The following is a 16278-nucleotide window of genomic DNA, read 5'->3' as shown; positions in this document are numbered from 1 at the left end:
TCGCCTGATGAATACGAAGAAGAATATTATAAAAAATGAAAAAAGTGCAGAACACATCGATTTTTATTTACAGTATTCAGATTTTTAGTCGTATCATAACCATTTTTTTCAGATAAAAAGAAAAGCCGTAATTTCCGATATATAGGCAACAACAGCTTAAAAATGAAAAACCTTTCTGAACGCGCGGGTTCAGAAAGGTTTAGTCGTATCGCTTCCTCAAATATCTTAAAATAATATCGGGAACGGCTCAATAAGCTGTAAAAATTACTGACGTGGCAAATAGCGCATAATAATAAAGCGCTTTTCTCCTGCGCTCTTTCAATGAGCTTTTTACAGGCTCATCCGGCACATTCTCCTGTATTACCTTTAAGGATATCAACACCATGAGAAAGAGCCGGCAGTATAATTTCAAGCGATTCCTTAACTGCCTTTGGACTGCCCGGCAGGTTTACGATAAGAGTCTTGTTCCTTATAACACTTACTCCCCTGGAAAGCATAGCCATAGGGGTGACCTTCAGACTCCCCGATCTTATAGCTTCTGCTATACCTGGAGCCTGTCTGGTCGCAGCACGAAGTGTAGCTTCGGGAGTCCTGTCACGCTGTGACAAGCCTGTTCCTCCCGTGGTAATAACGATATCACAGCCAATGACGTCGCACATACGGACTATCTCGGCATATAATTCGTCTTCGTCATCAGGCAGCAGCGTGCTGCAAACCGTTTTATATCCCCATTCTTTTGTAATATCGCTTATCAGAGGACCGCTTTTGTCGATACGCTCTCCTTTGCTTCCTTTATCGCTTGCAGTTATTACTCCGAGGCGGTATTCTTCAAATATCTCTGCATTATCGCCCACCTGTACCGGGCCTCCTTTTAGAACACGGGTGAAGATCCCTTCCTTCGGCATGATACATCTGCCTGTACGCTTTGATATCTCACAGCCAGAATGACATTCCTTGCCGATCTGTGTGACCTCCAGTATAACGCTGCCACAGCGGAGCTTTGTACCAACAGAAATGTTTTCGGCGTTGATCCCATCTACAAGGAGATTTTCTCCGAAAGCACCGTATTCAATATTCCCGTACTCCGCTGAAAATTCCTGAAAGCTCTCATAAGAAAGCAGGCTTACCTGTCTGTGATTAATGCCTGCGTGAGCATCTCCCTGCAGGCCGTGATCAATGATGATTTCACACCGATCTATGTTCTTTTTTACAGTTCCTTTTTTTTCACTGATACATACGGCTTTGATCTTTCCCAACTCAACCACCTATCATATTCATATTTCTTCTGCTGCCTTCTCCCGATGAGTCATTGAAAAAATGCTCATAAGGCTTATTCATCACGACTGATCTGAGGATATCAGCTATATCCTTGTCCGATGCGCCGTTTCTTATGGCAGTGCGTATATCTGCGCCGTCATCATGGAAAAGGCATGGCCTCAGTATACCATCAGGAGTAAGACGTATACGAGAGCAGTCACGGCAGAATTTGTGGCTCAGGGGACTAATAACTCCTATCCTGCCTTTAAATCCGCGGAACCGAAAATATACAGCCGGCTCTCCGATGGTTCCAGAGATCTTCTCTGCCTTCCCGAACCGCTTTTCCAGCCTCCATGTTATCTCGTCGGAACCGATGCCTGTAAGTTTTTTGTGACAACCTAAAGGCATGAACTCGATGAATCTGACATCTATGGGCTGTTCCCTTGCTATTTCGGCAAGAAAAGGGATGGCATCCTCATTGAGTCCTTTTATGGGAACGCAGTTGATCTTTACCATGATATCCATCAGAGAGAGAATATCAAGACTTTTTCTGACGCTGTCCAAAAGTGAACCGTCCGTTCTCGTAATATCCGCATACTCTTTTCTGCTGAGTGTATCAATGCTGACATTGATCTGATCAAATCCGCTTTCTCTGAGCTCCTTTTCGTATAAGGGTATCAGTGTACCGTTGGTAGTAAGTGACATGGTACGAAGTCCCTCAAGCTGTCTCACTGCTCTGAAAAGCGGAAAAACATTCTTCCTCATAAGGGGCTCTCCACCTGTAAAACGCACCTTTTCTATGCCTGATGAGGTAAGGATCCTTATTATCCTGTATATCTCGTCATCAGTAAGAAGCCTGTCCCCGTTCAGGCACTGTTCTTTTTCTTCGGGCATACAGTAACGGCAGCGAAGATTGCATTTGTCGGTCAGAGATACCCGCAGATAATTAATATTCCTTGAATATCTGTCCTTCATATTCTATTTTACCATATAAAAAAGCTTTTCATGGACAGGACGGAGAAAGAGTTTTTCTTTATCCAGCTTGTGCCATGTATCCTTGTCCGTCTCAAATACGAGGGTATGTCCCTCTCCCGCGGAGATGTATCCCTTGTTCCTGAAAAAGACCGTATATGAAAACATATTCTCTGTAATGCGGACTATCTCACACTCAAAGACATCGGCTCCGTTTTTCTCACTGCATATCTCGAAATTCTGTGCCCTGCATCCCACATATCCGTATCCTGCTTTATGACCGCAGGGAAGTGTTATGCCCCAGTCCGATGCAAATACTCCTTGTTCGTCACAGACAAGAGAGGAGATATTCATACACCCTGTAAGTCTGGCTGATGCCACTGTGTTCGGCTTTTCAAAGAGCTCTCTTTTGGGAGCAGTATCCACTATCCTGCCGTTCTCAATGACAGCGACCTTATCACTGAGGCGGAACACCTCGTCCATATCGTGAGAAACGAACAGGACCGTTCCGCCGAAATCCCTTGATATCTCGGCTATCTTCCCCTCAAGTCTCAGGCGCAGATCGCGGTCAAGAGAGGAGAACGGCTCGTCAAGCATTACCATTTCAGGTTCGGCAGCCAGCATCCTCGCCAGGGCAGCCCGCTGCTTCTGTCCTCCCGAGAGCTCATGGGGATAGTGCTTTTCAAGTCCGTTCAGATAAAATAAGCTGATGTATTCCGAACAGTTCTTTTTTCCACACGGAGAGGCTGATATATTCTGTTCGAGAGTCATATTCGGAAACAGTGCATAGCTCTGGAAAAGATATCCTACCCTGCGCTTCTGAGGGGAAAGATCTATACCTGCCGAGCTATCAAAAAGCACCTTATCATCAAGTCTAATAATACCGCTGTCAGGTCTCTCTATACCTGCAATACAGCGCAGTGTCAGGCTTTTTCCGCAGCCTGACGGCCCGAGCAATCCGAAAACGCCGTTTCCTGCTTCAAAATCCACACACAGCTCAAAGTCCTTGAATTTCTTGCGTATATCGACTGTAAGCTTCATTTTTTCTTCCTTCCGAGATATTCATTCCACAGCCTTACTGATATTATAGACAGGAATGAGATACAGAGTATCACGGCCACCCAGCGTGAAGCCAGTTCTCTGTTGCCGCTCTGCATAGCTGTATATACAGCTACGGACATGGTCTGTGTGCGTCCGGGGAGGTTTCCTGCTATCATTATCGTAGCACCGAATTCACCCATTGCTCTTGCAAATGTAAGCACGATGCCCGCGATCATACCGGGCCATGCAATAGGGAGCCTTATCCTTGTAAATATGCTGAGTCTGCTCATACCGATAGTTTTTGCAGCATCTATATATATGCTGTCTACCTGTTCAAAAGCTCCTCTTGCCGTCGTATACATGATCGGGAACGATACCGTGAAGGCAGCCGCAACAGCCCCATTCAGGGAAAACACCATATTGATGCCGAAACGGGACAGAAACTCTCCGACGAAGGAATTCTTTCCGAACAGGATGAGAAGCAGAAAACCTATAACAGTTGGCGGCAGCACCATAGGCAGTGAAAACACCGTGTCAAAGAATACCTTGCTTTTTTTGTCTATTGTCACTGCCCATGCAGTGAATACTCCGCTGACAAAGACTATAACAGTGGCTATCAGCGAAGCCTCCAGTGATATTATAAGCGGCGATATATCCATTATCCCTGCTCTTTCAGCGCTGTAAAGCCGTATTTTTCAAATATATCCCTGCATTCTCCGCTCTCAAGGAAACTCAGAAATGCTTTTGCTTCCTCCTTGTGATTTGAAGAGCTTACAAGTCCCACGGGATATATCACTCTGCTGTGACTGTTTTCGGGAGCTTCACATATTACAGCTATTCCCTCTCCGCAGTTTGCATCTGTGGAGTATACCACACCGCAATCCGCATTTCCTGCTTCTACCCATGCTAACACCTGCTTGACATCAGAGGCATAGCTTGCCTTCCTGCTAACAGCGTCAAGTATTCCGAGATGATCGAATATCTCCTCCGAATACTGCCCCACAGGTACGCTTGAAGGCTCGCCGAGAGCTATTACCGAAACGCTGTCTGATATAACATCGTCAAAGCCCTTCACCCCCGCGGGATTTTTCTCGGGTACTATCAATACGATCTTGTTCTCTAATAGCTCGTTTACAGTATCCTTGTCTACGAGCTCCTCATCTATCAGGGCATTCATCTGCTTTTTTGCGGCACTAAAAAAAACATCTGCGGGAGAGCCTTCCTCTATCTGCGTCTGGAGTGCGCCCGAACCGCCGTATGAAAACAAAAGATCTGTATCGCTGTTCCTGGATTCATATAACCCCTCTATCTCGTTACAGGCTTCGGTGAGTGAAGCTCCCGCAAGTACAGTCAGCTCTGTTTTTTTGCTGCTTTTTCCACCTTTTTCAGCGCATCCGGACAAAGAAGCTGCTGCCAGTACTAACGCGATTGTTCTTTTCTTCATTCTGTTAAGTCTCCTTTAAAACAAAAATCACCCGATCTGCCGCCCTTTTTGCTTAAAAGATGTATATCGGTCATTACCATATTATGATCGGCTGACTTGCACATATCGTATATTGTAAGCAGCGCCGTGCTGACACCAACGAGAGCCTCCATCTCAACACCTGTTTTGCCGTTGCAGGTGACTGTACAGGTGCAGGCGATGCCGCTTTTCTCCTGTATGACTTCAAATCTTATACCCACGTTGGTCAGCATGATCTGGTGGCAGAGAGGTATAAGCTCCCATGTGTGCTTTGCAGCCATTATTCCCGCTATCCTTGCTGCGGCAAGTATATCGCCCTTTTTGTTGCTGATCTGTCCGATCTGGTCAAGGACCGCTTCCGAGGCTCTGATAAAGCCATATGCCTCAGCTGTCCTGACCGAGGGCTCCTTGTCAGTTATATCAACTATGGCAGCATTGCCACAGTCATCAAGATGTGAAAAACCGCTCATATCATTTACCGAAGCCGCAGTTGGGATAGGTGCATATATCGCAGCCCAGACAGAGCCCGCCCTCTCCCATAGCGGTAATATCCTCTTTTTTTATTTTTATGTCCGCAATTATAAGCGGAAGTATGATATCAAGCACCGTCCGTCCCGAGAACATGGCGCATCCGGGTATCCCCGCAACAGGAACTGATCTGCCGTTCCTTTCAAGGTATGCCATCATAAGCATGGCTCCCGGGAGCACAGGAGCTCCGTAAGCAATTATCTTGGCGCCCGTTGTTCTGATAGCCAGCGACGTCCTATCGTCGGGATCTACGCTCATTCCACCTGTACATAGTACAGCTTCCGCTCCCTTATCTGCCATATCCAGTATAGCCTGACAAATGACCTTGCTGTCATCACCGCTTACGGCTCTGAAGCATATTTCAGCGCCGAACTCTCTCAGCTTTTTTTCGATCACGGGGGTAAATCCGTCCTCTATCCTCCCCTTTGAAACCTCACTGCCTGTTACGACCAGACCGAACCTCTTTTTTACATAAGGTCTGACCGCAAAGACAGGTGTCCGTATATTCTCCACATACTTCATCTTTTCTTGCTTGATAACCAGCGGTATGATTCTTGTTCCTGCAAGCTTGTCGCCTTTTTTTACGGGGGTATTACCGTGGCGTGACGCTATCATCATCTCGCCCAGAGAGTTTATTTCCAGCAGCCTCCTGCTGTCAGCTGTAAATACTCCGTCTATGTCAGAGAATATCTCTATTTTTCCTTCTTTAGGCTCGGAACGGGACATATTATCATTAAGGCAGGCTCTGCAAAGTATCTCGGCAGCTTCATCCTCATGGAGCACACCCTCTTTGTATTCCCAGATATAAAGGTTTTCCTTGCCCAGCGACAGAAGTACGGGGATATCCTCCTTTGTAACGATATGGCCCTTGCGGAATACGGCGTCCTTCTTCCTGCCGGCGATGATACCCGTGATGTCATGACACAGTATGTGTCCTTCGGCTTCAGTTGTTTTTATAAGCTTCATTATATCACCTTTTCCAAGTCAAAGTATTCCAATACCGTCCGGTAAAGAGAAGAAATATCAGCTGCCTCACGGCGGTAATCGTCAACTGTGCATATAACGTTTTCCGTATTTTCGGGACGCTCTCCCGTTATGGGCACGGCAGTGATTATCCTGGGGAACGAAGCATCGTTTTTCATACCTTCGATTATAATTATATCTGCACTCTCGCACATCCCCGCTATAGCTCCAGGCGACTTCGGCTCGGATGCGCTGAAGGAATACCCGTTATCAGAAAAGATGCATCTGTATAATGCCCCCGCTTCCGAAAAGCGTTCGGTATCAGAGCCCTTCTTTTCAAAGGAATGTCCGTGGGAAGTATGCTTTATTACTGCTGTTTTCAGTCCGTCCTGTGCAAAGCGCTTTACAAGCTCACATATAAGTGTCGTTTTGCCGCTGTTGCTGTATCCGCAAACTCCGAACACCACGGGAGGCTTTGCTGCGGCATACTGCACGGGATCATTTATATTCGCACATATCCCGTCATTAAATATCGTGTATTCAAGCCCGATACACCTTGTATTCAGACTCTCGACAAGGGCGGTCAGCCTGTGTTCGCCCTGATGTATAAGCTCATTTATGACACTCAGGGCTCCCGTGGAATATATAGCACAAAGGGGCTGCGGTCTGCCTCCTGTCGTCAGACATATACAGTTATGTTCGCCAGAAATAAATTGCTCCATATATTTTACCAACTCCACGCTTATAAACGGCATATCCACACCGCAAATAAATACATGACCGGTATCCGCTGTTTCAAGAATACGCCTTATCCCCTCCACAGGGCCATAATCCTTATACTCATCGTATACCCGCATCGCCTGCGGTATATGCTCTGATATATATGCGTTTGTACTGTATGAAGCTCCCAGTGAGAATATCACAGGGTAATCATCGGAAAATCTGTTGAAGAGCAGCTCTGCAAGTGTAGTGCCGCCCCACTTCAGAAGTGCCTTGTCGCTGCCCATGCGTCGGCTCTTTCCGCCTGCGCATATCCCTATTTTCAATCCCATTGTTTTTTACCAAAAAAAGTTACTTCTACGGTATCGCCCGCACTTATTGTTTTTCCTGCTTCCAGTTCAACAAAGCAGTTGCATGACATAAGGTCCGAGATGACAGAATTCTTGCTTGCGGGAAGTATCCTTACTCTCCCGTCAGAGCAGTATCCTCTCAGTCTTCTGGCAAAAGGTCTCTGCCTGGTATACTCATTTTCCGCCACTGCTTTACCTGAACAAGGCATGAACACCTGCGAGCCCATGAGCCTTGCAGCCAGCGGCCTGAAATAGTATTCAAAATTTGATACAGCTGCAAAGGGGACTCCCGAAAGGGACAGGACAGGCTTATTGTTAAAAAGAGAGAACATTACACAGTTTCCGAGGGGGTTATCATCACTGTCGAATACTATCTCCGCACCCGCGGAACGCAGCACATCTTCCACGATATCTTTTCTTCCTACGGACAGGCCGCCCGTCGTTATGAGTACATCCGCACTCCCGACTGCTTCGGTAAAGGCCTTTTTCATAGCATGGGGTTCGTCGGGAATGATCTTCATGGATATACATTCAAGCCCCAGCATGGTGATCTGTGACGCAAGGATATACTGTACGCTGTTATATATCTTTCCTCTCTCAAGGGCGTTTCCGGGGGATTCAAGTTCGGAGCCCGTTGATATCAGTGCCGCTTTCAGCGGACGTCTTACCGTCAGCCCTGATATGCCGGCAGATGCGGCCGCACCTACAGAAAAAGTAGTGATAAGACTGCCTTCGGATATAATTACCTGTCCCTCGGCAATATCCTCCCCGATCCTGCAATAATTCATGTTTTTATCAGCGGATGCAAATATCCTTACCCTGCCGCTGCCCATATCGGTGTCCTCCTGCTTTACCACGCAGTCGGCTCTATCGGGGATATATGCTCCTGTCATTACACGGGCACATTCTCCTCTTTTCAGGCAGCTGCCTGAAAAGCAGCCTGCGTCGATCTCACATACCACGTCAAGCTCCGCAGGAGAATCCGCGGAGGCATCCCTGACATCATCGGAAAAAACAGCATATCCGTCCATTGCAGAACGCGCACAGGGCGGAACGTTCACAGGCGATATGACATCTGCGGCGCTGATACAGCCGACCGCCTGCAAAAGGGGCCTTTCCAGCGTTTCTTCTATCGGCTTGACCGAGGAGATCATAAGCTGCAATACCTGCTTCAATCACAACACCTCCGTGATGGTTAATATGCTGATCGTTTTCGGACACAATGAGTATATTATATCATTGATCTCATTTTTTTAAACATAAATATGTTAGTATATACTATAAGGTTCCATGATTATCGGAGCCTTATGATCGGTATATCATGATGCGGGACGCATTTTTTTCTCAATACGCTTTGACAGCCTCGAAAGTGCAAAGCAGAACACAAAATAGAGAACGCCCATCACCATATATGAAAATACGAGCTTGCTGGGATCTCTCTGGCTTATCATTCGTCCCATATGCGTAAGATCTATTACTCCTATGATGGATATTACAGAGGTGTCCTTGAAGAGCGATATAAAAAAGCCAACAATGGACGGGAGCATATTTCTGAGGGCCTGAGGCATTATAATATATATTACGCATTGGAAATACGAAAGTCCCGTACATTCTGCCACCTGCCACTGTCCTCTGTTAATATTCATGAATCCGCTTCGGAATATTTCAGCCTGATTGACTGCTGAATACAGGGTAACAGAAAGATAAGCGCTAAAGAATATCGGCATAGGCTTTCCTGCAAATAGCGGTACCATAAAATAGAACCAGAATAATACAAGCACCAGCGGCAGAGCGCGAACCGTCTCAATCAGGAAGCCGCAAAGCTTGCTGATGACAGTTTTCTTCGAGATCCTGCCCAGTGCAAGTATCATTCCCAGAACGAAGCCCGATACCATCGTTATCAGGGCAAGTATAAGACTTATAGCCAATCCGCCCAGTTCTCCGTTGGGATAAGGGCCGATAAGGAAAAACCTGAAATCATTCATATAGTCTGACATTTTTTCACCTGTTTTCTATGATCGATATTAATTTACACTGCGCATGAGACGCTTTTCAACAAGACGGGCCGAAAATGCCATTATATAATTTATAAACAGAAAGAAAAACGTCGAAATAATAGTAACTTCCAGTCCTCTGAAGGTTATGGATTCTATCTGCTGAGTAGCCCATATTATCTCATGTACGGATAATGCCATTGCCAGAGATGTGTTCTTAACATTGTGGATGATTCTTGAAACCAGCGGCGGGAAGCAGTTCCTTATTGCCTGCGGCCATATAACATATCTCCATATCTGTAATCTGGAATGACCGAGAGAATAGGAAACGGCTATCTGCTCCTTGGGAACAGCCATTATGCCTCCGCGCACTATCTCACTGATATATCCGCTGCTGCTCAGGGAAAGGCCTGCGATGGCAGACCAGAAATTGAGCGAAGTGCTGGCATTCAGTTCTCTGGTGATACTCTCTGGAAAGAGCTCGGGGAACACATAGTAGAAAAAAAGCAGCCACAGCAATGTGGGGATATTGCGGCACAACTCTATGTATGATTCAAAAATAAAGCGTACCACACGATTTTGAGATAATGTTCCAAAGGTTACAAGAACACCTATCACAACAGCTAATACCGACGATAGCACCATAAGACAGACAGAGTATTTCAGTCCTTCTATTATCCAGTGCAGATACTGACCGCTCAAAACAAGTGACCAATCAAAATCATAATTCACTTTTGTATATATCTCCTTATATAGTATCTGTCAACCGAACCACTTTTCAAGCGGTACAAGGAACTTTTTGTCCTTTGTACTGAACCATTTCCTGAAAAGCTTTTCATAATCTCCCGAATTATATATATCGATCAGTATATTGTTCAGCTCGTTCAGCCATTCGGAGTCGTTTTCGGCAACGCCTACGGCAAAATATGAATGGCAGCATATATCGGGATGATACATAAGCTCGGCATCTGTTTTATGATTGTTTCTATAATAATTCATTATTATCTCATCACCTGCATAACCGGCGACAGCTCCGCTTATCATCGCTTCGTATGCCTTGTCGTTATCCTCAAAAGCAACGAAGCTCGGCCTGTTATATCCGTGGTTATAAAGGCAGGTCTCTATCTCCTCTGCTGTGCTTGTTCCCACAACATAGGCTATTTTTTTAGCCGCAAGCTCGTCCAGGGAGCATATGCTGTCCTTGTACATAAGGACCTTCTTGCAGTTTTTCAGATAGGATACGCTGTAATCTATGATGTGATCCCTGGATTTGGTGTGATTGAGTTTCGATATACAAGCGTCTATCCTGCCTGTAAGAAGGTAATTTATCCTGTCCTCATTCCTGAGCCTTACGAAATTCAAAGATACATCAAGACGCTCTGCTATCAATCTGGAAAGATCAGCATCAAATCCTATGATGTCCTCACCGTTCTCGGTATAACACATCGGCGGAGCATAATATCCTATGCCGATATTGATGCTTCCTCTCTTTTTTATTGAATGAAGAGACGATTTTTCGTTGTATATCTTATTCATGAACATTTTGGTGCGTTCCATCTGAGGGTGAATTATCACATCGTGAGGCTTGCCGACTTCAATAAGCTCTCCCTTGTCAAGGAATGCTACCCTGCTCGCAACACGGCGTGCAAAACTCAGCTCATGAGTAACGACTATCATTGTCATTCCGTCCTTGGAAAGCTGTATAAGTGTACCAAGGACTTCATTTATAAGCTCGATATCCAATGAAGATGTAGGTTCATCAAACAGCATCACCTTAGGCTGCATAGCAAGACTTCTTGCAATAGCAACACGCTGCTGCTCGCCTCCCGACAGCTCTCTGGGATAGCTGTTCACCTTGCTTTCAAGACCGACTTTTTTCAGGATAGGAGCAGCTATTTCAACTGCATCCTTCTTGCTTTTTTTCTTTACCTTCCTTAGAGCAAGGGTAACGTTTTCCATTACCGTAAGATGAGGATAAAGGTTGAACTGCTGGAATACCATACCGACTTCCGCGCGCTTTTTTCCTGAGAGCTCTGCTATCTTGTTTGAATTGTAAAGCTCATCATTTATGAAAACTTCTCCTCCGTCGATCTCCTCAAGTCCGTTTATTGTCCTGAGCAGGGTGCTTTTTCCAGAGCCGCTCGGCCCGAGTATAACAAGGACTTCTCCGTTCGTTATGTCAAGATTGATATTCTTCAATACCTGCATCTCGCCGTATGACTTACTGACATTTTTGATCCTTATTATCACTCTTTTATCATCAGCTACCATTTTCTTTATCTTCCTCTTTTTTTATTATTCTGACTACTATATCTCCGAAAGCCGGCATTCCCGTTGTTTTGTTGACCTTTGAGGGATCATAGAGTTCATTTACATTTACGGTGCTTTTTGCCATTTTCACATACTGCTCCGACGATGCGGTACGTCCGCCCTGTCCGAAAGAAGTCTTTATAACGCCTTTTCTTATGCTTTCGGATAAAAAAGCCTTACCGCATACGGTTTTTTTATCAGGGCTTTCAAGAGTAATTATGTTTCCGGAGGAGATACCGTGCCTTTTCCCGTCGTATGTGTTCATCAGAAGCACCGGGACCGCATATCCCGTTCCGGGTGTTTCGTCTTTTGTCAGGATCCGATCTGTATCTGTTTCAAGACCTGATAACGTCCTGCAATACTGCGTCATTGTTCCTGTCTGATGAGTCCTGCCCGTAATCAGGAAAAACGGGTATTTTTTTCTGGTGTCTGCGCGGAAGCAGTTATTGTTCTCCTTCCACACAAATGCCTTATTACTGCTTTTTCCATAGCCGAAATCAAAACTGAATCTGCCGCTCACTGTTCCCGGATAGCATTTGCTTATGCTGCCGTCATCTCCTCTGCGATATCTGTAATATCCCACAGGCCAGGCGGCAATCCCGCCGTTCTCTCTCAGCCATCTGACAGTCACAGTCTTCCCCTTATGTATAAGCTTGTCGTTCAGGTACACATTCGGGTCATCAGGTGTACCTTCTATCCGTGCTCCCTCTGGATACTGCGGATAGGGCAGCGGAGAGCCGATATTCAGCATTGACGGACAGATCTTCAGCTCCTCGTCCAGAAGTGCCTCCTCAGAAGTGAACCTCCCGAAATACTTGGGATCTATTTCCCTGTCGCCTGCTTCGGCAAGCGCTTTTGCAAGCTTTTTCATTATGCCGAAGGGCGTCTCCGATGCGTACATCGGCTTTATCACACGATCCCTCAGAGATATCTCGGGATTTATTGTGTACTGATCGCTCAATCCCATTTTTTCGAGAAAGCTGCATTCGGGAAGGATGATATCGGCATATTTTCCCGTTTCGTTCAGATGTGTATCGATATGAACGATGAGATCAAGCTTGTCCTCAGCCGTAAAGGCTGAGATCCATTCACCTGTGTTCCCTCCTGTATACACAGGGTTGCCTGTCCGGTTTATAAATGCCTTTATGGGATATGTCAGGCCCTTGAATGGACCTCTTTTTATCTCCGCACCATTTTTGATATGATATGGAGTGATACTTAACGCGCCCTTCCATGCGTCGGGGTAATCACCGTAAATATCCTTGTGAAGTTCAGATATACGGCCGCTTCTGAGTTCTCCACCTACCACGCGCGATATCACGCTGTCATTTCCGAGCTTCGCGCTTGGAAAGTCAAGCTTAGGCTTAACAGTTCCTGCAAACACAAGGCCGCCGGGAACATCTATATTACCTGTCACAGCACATAAAACAGTCGCCAGCACCGAAGTAATGTCGCCGTCTGTATGATGAGCAGCTCCGTGCATACCTATCTCTATGGCAGCAGGCTTCGTTATACCCATCAGATGTGAAAGGCGTTCTATTTCGGCGGCGCTTATCCCTGTTTTGTGTTCTCCCCACCCGGATGAGAAATACTTTTTTCCGTTGGACTCATCCGTGAGTCTGCTCTGCACCAGGAAATCTTCTCTGAATCGTTCCCAGCCCTCTGTATATTTTCCCAGAAAATCGTGATCTATATATGCGCGGTCACTATTGTCGGGATCGTCATTGACAATAATATAATAAAGCATACAGGCAAGCATCTCTGCATCTGTACCCGGGATGACAGGCAGCCAGAGATCAGCCTTTGCAGCCGAATTTGTGAAATTCGGATCTATCACGATATAATACATATCATTGGTGATCTTTGCTTCTGGTATACCGCGGGACATATAGCTGAATCTGGTGGCTACCAGAGGATTTGCTCCCACATTTATAAGGAGCTTTATATCATGCCGGTGTCTGAGCCTTAGCCCTCCCTCTTTGTCCCGTATAAGCAAAGGGCGCTGTATATCGGGGAGAGGCCTTTCATCGTCCATGAAGTTTTTCGGTCCCCATCTGCGATTAGTGTCACAGATGGCACTGTGAGTATATGTATTGGGCGTTCCGAATGCATGGAACAGTATCATATACGGCTCGTGATCAGTCAGATCACCGCAATCAAGCACGACTGCTTCCGCACCATATCTTTTTTTGATATCCGTAAGACTTGCAGCGATCTTCTTTACAGCAAGATTCCAAGATATTTCTTTCCATTTTCCGCTGCCGCGTTCACCGTCTCTTATCAGCGGTGTGCGTATCCTGTCTGCCGAATAAACAAGCTCTAAAGCAGCTGCTCCTTTCGAGCACAATGAGCCGTGATTATTAAGCGATCGGGGATTCCCGCATATTTTCAGAGCTTTTCCGTCTTTTACCAGGAGTTTTATACTGCACTCAGCAGGACACATCATATCCACCGAGTTTATATATTCATTTTTATTGTTTTCTAATCCAAATGCTGCTTCCGTATGCGAATCAAAGAGATCATATTCTGAAAGATCGGCGTTTTTCAATACATCGAAGCTGTTTCCGCCGCGCTGTATATAAAACACTTTTGGGAGAGACGAAGCAGCTTCTCTCCTTACGTAAAGATTATCCTTGTTTTCAATGAGTATCTTTGAGAGCTCACTGTTTTTATCATTCAATGCGCCGAAATACATGGCCTTTCCCATGCAGTTCTCAACACAGACAGGCTTCTTTCCTTCAAGAAGCCTCTCATAGCACCAATCGCATTTGTTCAGTTTTTCTCCGCCGTTACCCGTTCTGATGGAGCCGGTCGGACAAGCAGATACACATAAATTGCATCCTATGCATTTTTCGGGATCATGTCTTACGATCCCCTCATCAGTCATCGTAAGGGCATCCTGAGTACATACCCTTATACATTCAGGTCTTTCACAGCTGCTGCAAATGTGGGGAATGAAGATGCGCTTTAAATACGGAAACGTACCTGTCTCCTGAGTAAAAAGCTGTATTCCCTCTGTATGTGCTGTCAGACTGTTTTCTTTAAGACATCCTACCTGACAGGAATAGCAGCCTGTGCATCTGTCAAGATCCACTGCCATTCCGTATTTAATAACACAAAACTTCATTCTTACATTTACGCCTTAATATTGATAAGACAGATTATAATAAACTATTACATTCCGGATACAGGAAATGATCAATCGGGCCATACATAGAGCTCGTCCTCGCCAAATGCCTTCTCATTCAGAACAGGCTTGGCAGAAGGATCAACGGGGTACATACCGTCTTCACCGAACCACTTTTCGTATATCTCATCATATTTGCCGTTGCGCATCAAATCCTGAAGAACATAGCTGAGCTTGTCTCTCCACTTGCTGTCGTTGCTGGGAACACCGATGCTGTATAAGCCGGGGCTGTAGATACCGCTGATAGCTTCGTAATCAACGCCCTCCTTGCCTGCAACGCCTGCGATGATAACGCTGTCCTGAGTGAAGGCATCAACCTTGCCCTGCTTCAGTGCAAGGAAGCACTCTGCATTTGACTGGAAGCTCTGGATATCAGGTGCTTCGCCGTTTGCTTCTTCGATAGCCTGCTGGATAGCTATATACGCATTGGAACCCTGATCAACAGCGATCCTCTTTCCTGCGAGATCTGTGAGCTCGTCAAACTGTCCCTTCTTGGCATAAGCAATCTTTCCTGTCCATAAGTAAGCAGGCTCAACGAAGTCAATCTCATCGTCTCTGCTTCTTGTATGGCTGAGGTTGGATACTACCATATCGACTGTGCCGTTTGCAAGATAGGATATTCTGGTCTTGTTATTGACTACAACTCTTTCCAGCTTTACTCCGAGTTCATCAGCAATAGCCTGAGAGAGATCAACGTCAAAGCCTGTCCAGTTTCCGTCGTCATCAAGGTAGTTCATAGGGGGGTTATTGTTTGCTGTTCCTACATGGATGACACCTGCTTTGGTGACCTTGTCGAGTACGCTCTCCTCTGTATTTGCGCCGCATCCTGTTAACGCACCGACTGCAATTGCACTGCCGAGCATCAACGATACGATTTTCTTTCCTGTAATTACTTTCATACTCATTCTCCTTTTGTGGCTTGTCATTATATATATTATTTTGTCAGGTTCTGTGACCATGCAAAATAAATATCAATATTGATCTGATATATATTATTTCAGTTAATAAGATCATCAAGTTCGATTTTCTGCCGACGGAATACCATCGGAAGTTCAAGATCCTTCTTGTATGCTTCAAGTATCTGCATTTTGAAGAAACGTTTCTGGGGGAAAGCATCTGAAAGGAATGCCGCAGCAGGTGGAGCATACATCTTTCTTATTGCATCATCGGGGATATGCTTCTTGAAGAACATATCATGTACAAACCCAACATCCTCTGCGTCAAGCTGTCCGACGATAGCCTTGCCCTGGATACCGTCCACCTCTCCGAGAGGACTTGTGGAATCATAAATAGAAAAGCTTACATAGGGGTTTTCGCGTATCGCTTCGATATGTGTACTGTCAAGTGCTGAATGGAAATAGATATTGAGTTTGCCGTCAGCAACATATGTCAGCGGACATGTCCATGCATTGCCCTCCGTATCACATACGCCAAGGCAAAGATACTTGCTCTCAACAATAAACTTTTTTACTTCGTTTAGATCCTTCATCATTT

At 45.6% G+C, this 16278-nt stretch carries 15 protein-coding genes; all 15 read right to left on the bottom strand.

The annotated features are described in order from the left end of the window. Positions 1-338: 338 nt before the first annotated feature. A complete protein-coding gene (locus Q0R37_RS07435) occupies positions 339-1256 on the bottom strand; it encodes an MOSC domain-containing protein (RefSeq protein WP_294752948.1) in 918 nt (305 codons plus the stop codon). Position 1257: 1 nt separating this feature from the next. After that, positions 1258-2232, bottom strand: a complete 975-nt coding sequence (moaA, locus tag Q0R37_RS07430; RefSeq protein WP_294752946.1) for a GTP 3',8-cyclase MoaA — start codon at positions 2230-2232, stop codon at positions 1258-1260. Between the two features lie 3 nt (positions 2233-2235). Beyond that, positions 2236-3270 (bottom strand): ATP-binding cassette domain-containing protein, encoded by a 1035-nt coding sequence (locus Q0R37_RS07425; protein WP_294752944.1) that lies wholly within the window; start codon positions 3268-3270, stop codon positions 2236-2238. After that, complete coding sequence (modB, locus tag Q0R37_RS07420; RefSeq protein ID WP_294752943.1) at positions 3267-3929, bottom strand: molybdate ABC transporter permease subunit; 663 nt, start codon at positions 3927-3929, stop codon at positions 3267-3269. Before modB ends, Q0R37_RS07425 begins: the two co-directional genes overlap by 4 nt. Next, positions 3929-4714 carry a molybdate ABC transporter substrate-binding protein gene (gene modA, locus Q0R37_RS07415; RefSeq protein WP_294752941.1) on the bottom strand — a complete coding sequence of 262 codons (786 nt, stop codon included), beginning with the start codon at positions 4712-4714 and terminating at the stop codon, positions 3929-3931. Before modA ends, modB begins: the two co-directional genes overlap by 1 nt. Next, the gene (gene moaC, locus Q0R37_RS07410) at positions 4711-5202 is read right to left on the bottom strand and encodes a cyclic pyranopterin monophosphate synthase MoaC (RefSeq protein ID WP_294752939.1); all 492 of its coding nucleotides are present in this window, start codon (positions 5200-5202) and stop codon (positions 4711-4713) included. The genes modA and moaC overlap by 4 nt, the downstream gene beginning before the upstream one ends. Before the next feature lies 1 nt (position 5203). Next, positions 5204-6226, bottom strand: coding sequence for a molybdopterin-binding protein (locus Q0R37_RS07405; RefSeq protein WP_294752937.1), 1023 nt, complete (start codon positions 6224-6226; stop codon positions 5204-5206). Next, entirely contained in the window at positions 6226-7275 is a 1050-nt protein-coding gene (gene mobB / locus Q0R37_RS07400) for a molybdopterin-guanine dinucleotide biosynthesis protein B (RefSeq protein WP_294752935.1), read from the bottom strand. The genes Q0R37_RS07405 and mobB overlap by 1 nt, the downstream gene beginning before the upstream one ends. Then, positions 7266-8468, bottom strand: coding sequence for a molybdopterin molybdotransferase MoeA (locus Q0R37_RS07395; RefSeq protein ID WP_294752933.1), 1203 nt, complete (start codon positions 8466-8468; stop codon positions 7266-7268). Before Q0R37_RS07395 ends, mobB begins: the two co-directional genes overlap by 10 nt. 144 nt (positions 8469-8612) lie before the next feature. Beyond that, positions 8613-9290, bottom strand: a complete 678-nt coding sequence (locus tag Q0R37_RS07390; protein WP_294752932.1) for an amino acid ABC transporter permease — start codon at positions 9288-9290, stop codon at positions 8613-8615. A 27-nt stretch (positions 9291-9317) separates the two neighbouring features. Then, the gene (locus Q0R37_RS07385) at positions 9318-10019 is read right to left on the bottom strand and encodes an amino acid ABC transporter permease (protein ID WP_294752929.1); all 702 of its coding nucleotides are present in this window, start codon (positions 10017-10019) and stop codon (positions 9318-9320) included. A 30-nt stretch (positions 10020-10049) separates the two neighbouring features. Continuing rightward, a complete protein-coding gene (locus Q0R37_RS15640) occupies positions 10050-11558 on the bottom strand; it encodes a transporter substrate-binding domain-containing protein (protein WP_366517405.1) in 1509 nt (502 codons plus the stop codon). Further along, the gene (locus tag Q0R37_RS07370; RefSeq protein ID WP_294752927.1) at positions 11548-14724 is read right to left on the bottom strand and encodes a molybdopterin-dependent oxidoreductase; all 3177 of its coding nucleotides are present in this window, start codon (positions 14722-14724) and stop codon (positions 11548-11550) included. Before Q0R37_RS07370 ends, Q0R37_RS15640 begins: the two co-directional genes overlap by 11 nt. 71 nt (positions 14725-14795) lie before the next feature. Next, positions 14796-15683 carry a transporter substrate-binding domain-containing protein gene (locus Q0R37_RS07365; RefSeq protein WP_294752925.1) on the bottom strand — a complete coding sequence of 296 codons (888 nt, stop codon included), beginning with the start codon at positions 15681-15683 and terminating at the stop codon, positions 14796-14798. A gap of 98 nt (positions 15684-15781) precedes the next feature. Continuing rightward, positions 15782-16276 carry a pyridoxamine 5'-phosphate oxidase family protein gene (locus Q0R37_RS07360; RefSeq protein WP_294752923.1) on the bottom strand — a complete coding sequence of 165 codons (495 nt, stop codon included), beginning with the start codon at positions 16274-16276 and terminating at the stop codon, positions 15782-15784. Positions 16277-16278 lie beyond the last annotated feature (2 nt).

Source organism: uncultured Ruminococcus sp., assembly GCF_946415235.1.
Taxonomy (GTDB): Bacteria; Bacillota; Clostridia; order Oscillospirales; family Ruminococcaceae; genus Ruminococcus.
Note: the sequence above shows the minus strand (reverse complement) of the source record. Positions and strands in the feature narration are given on the sequence as shown.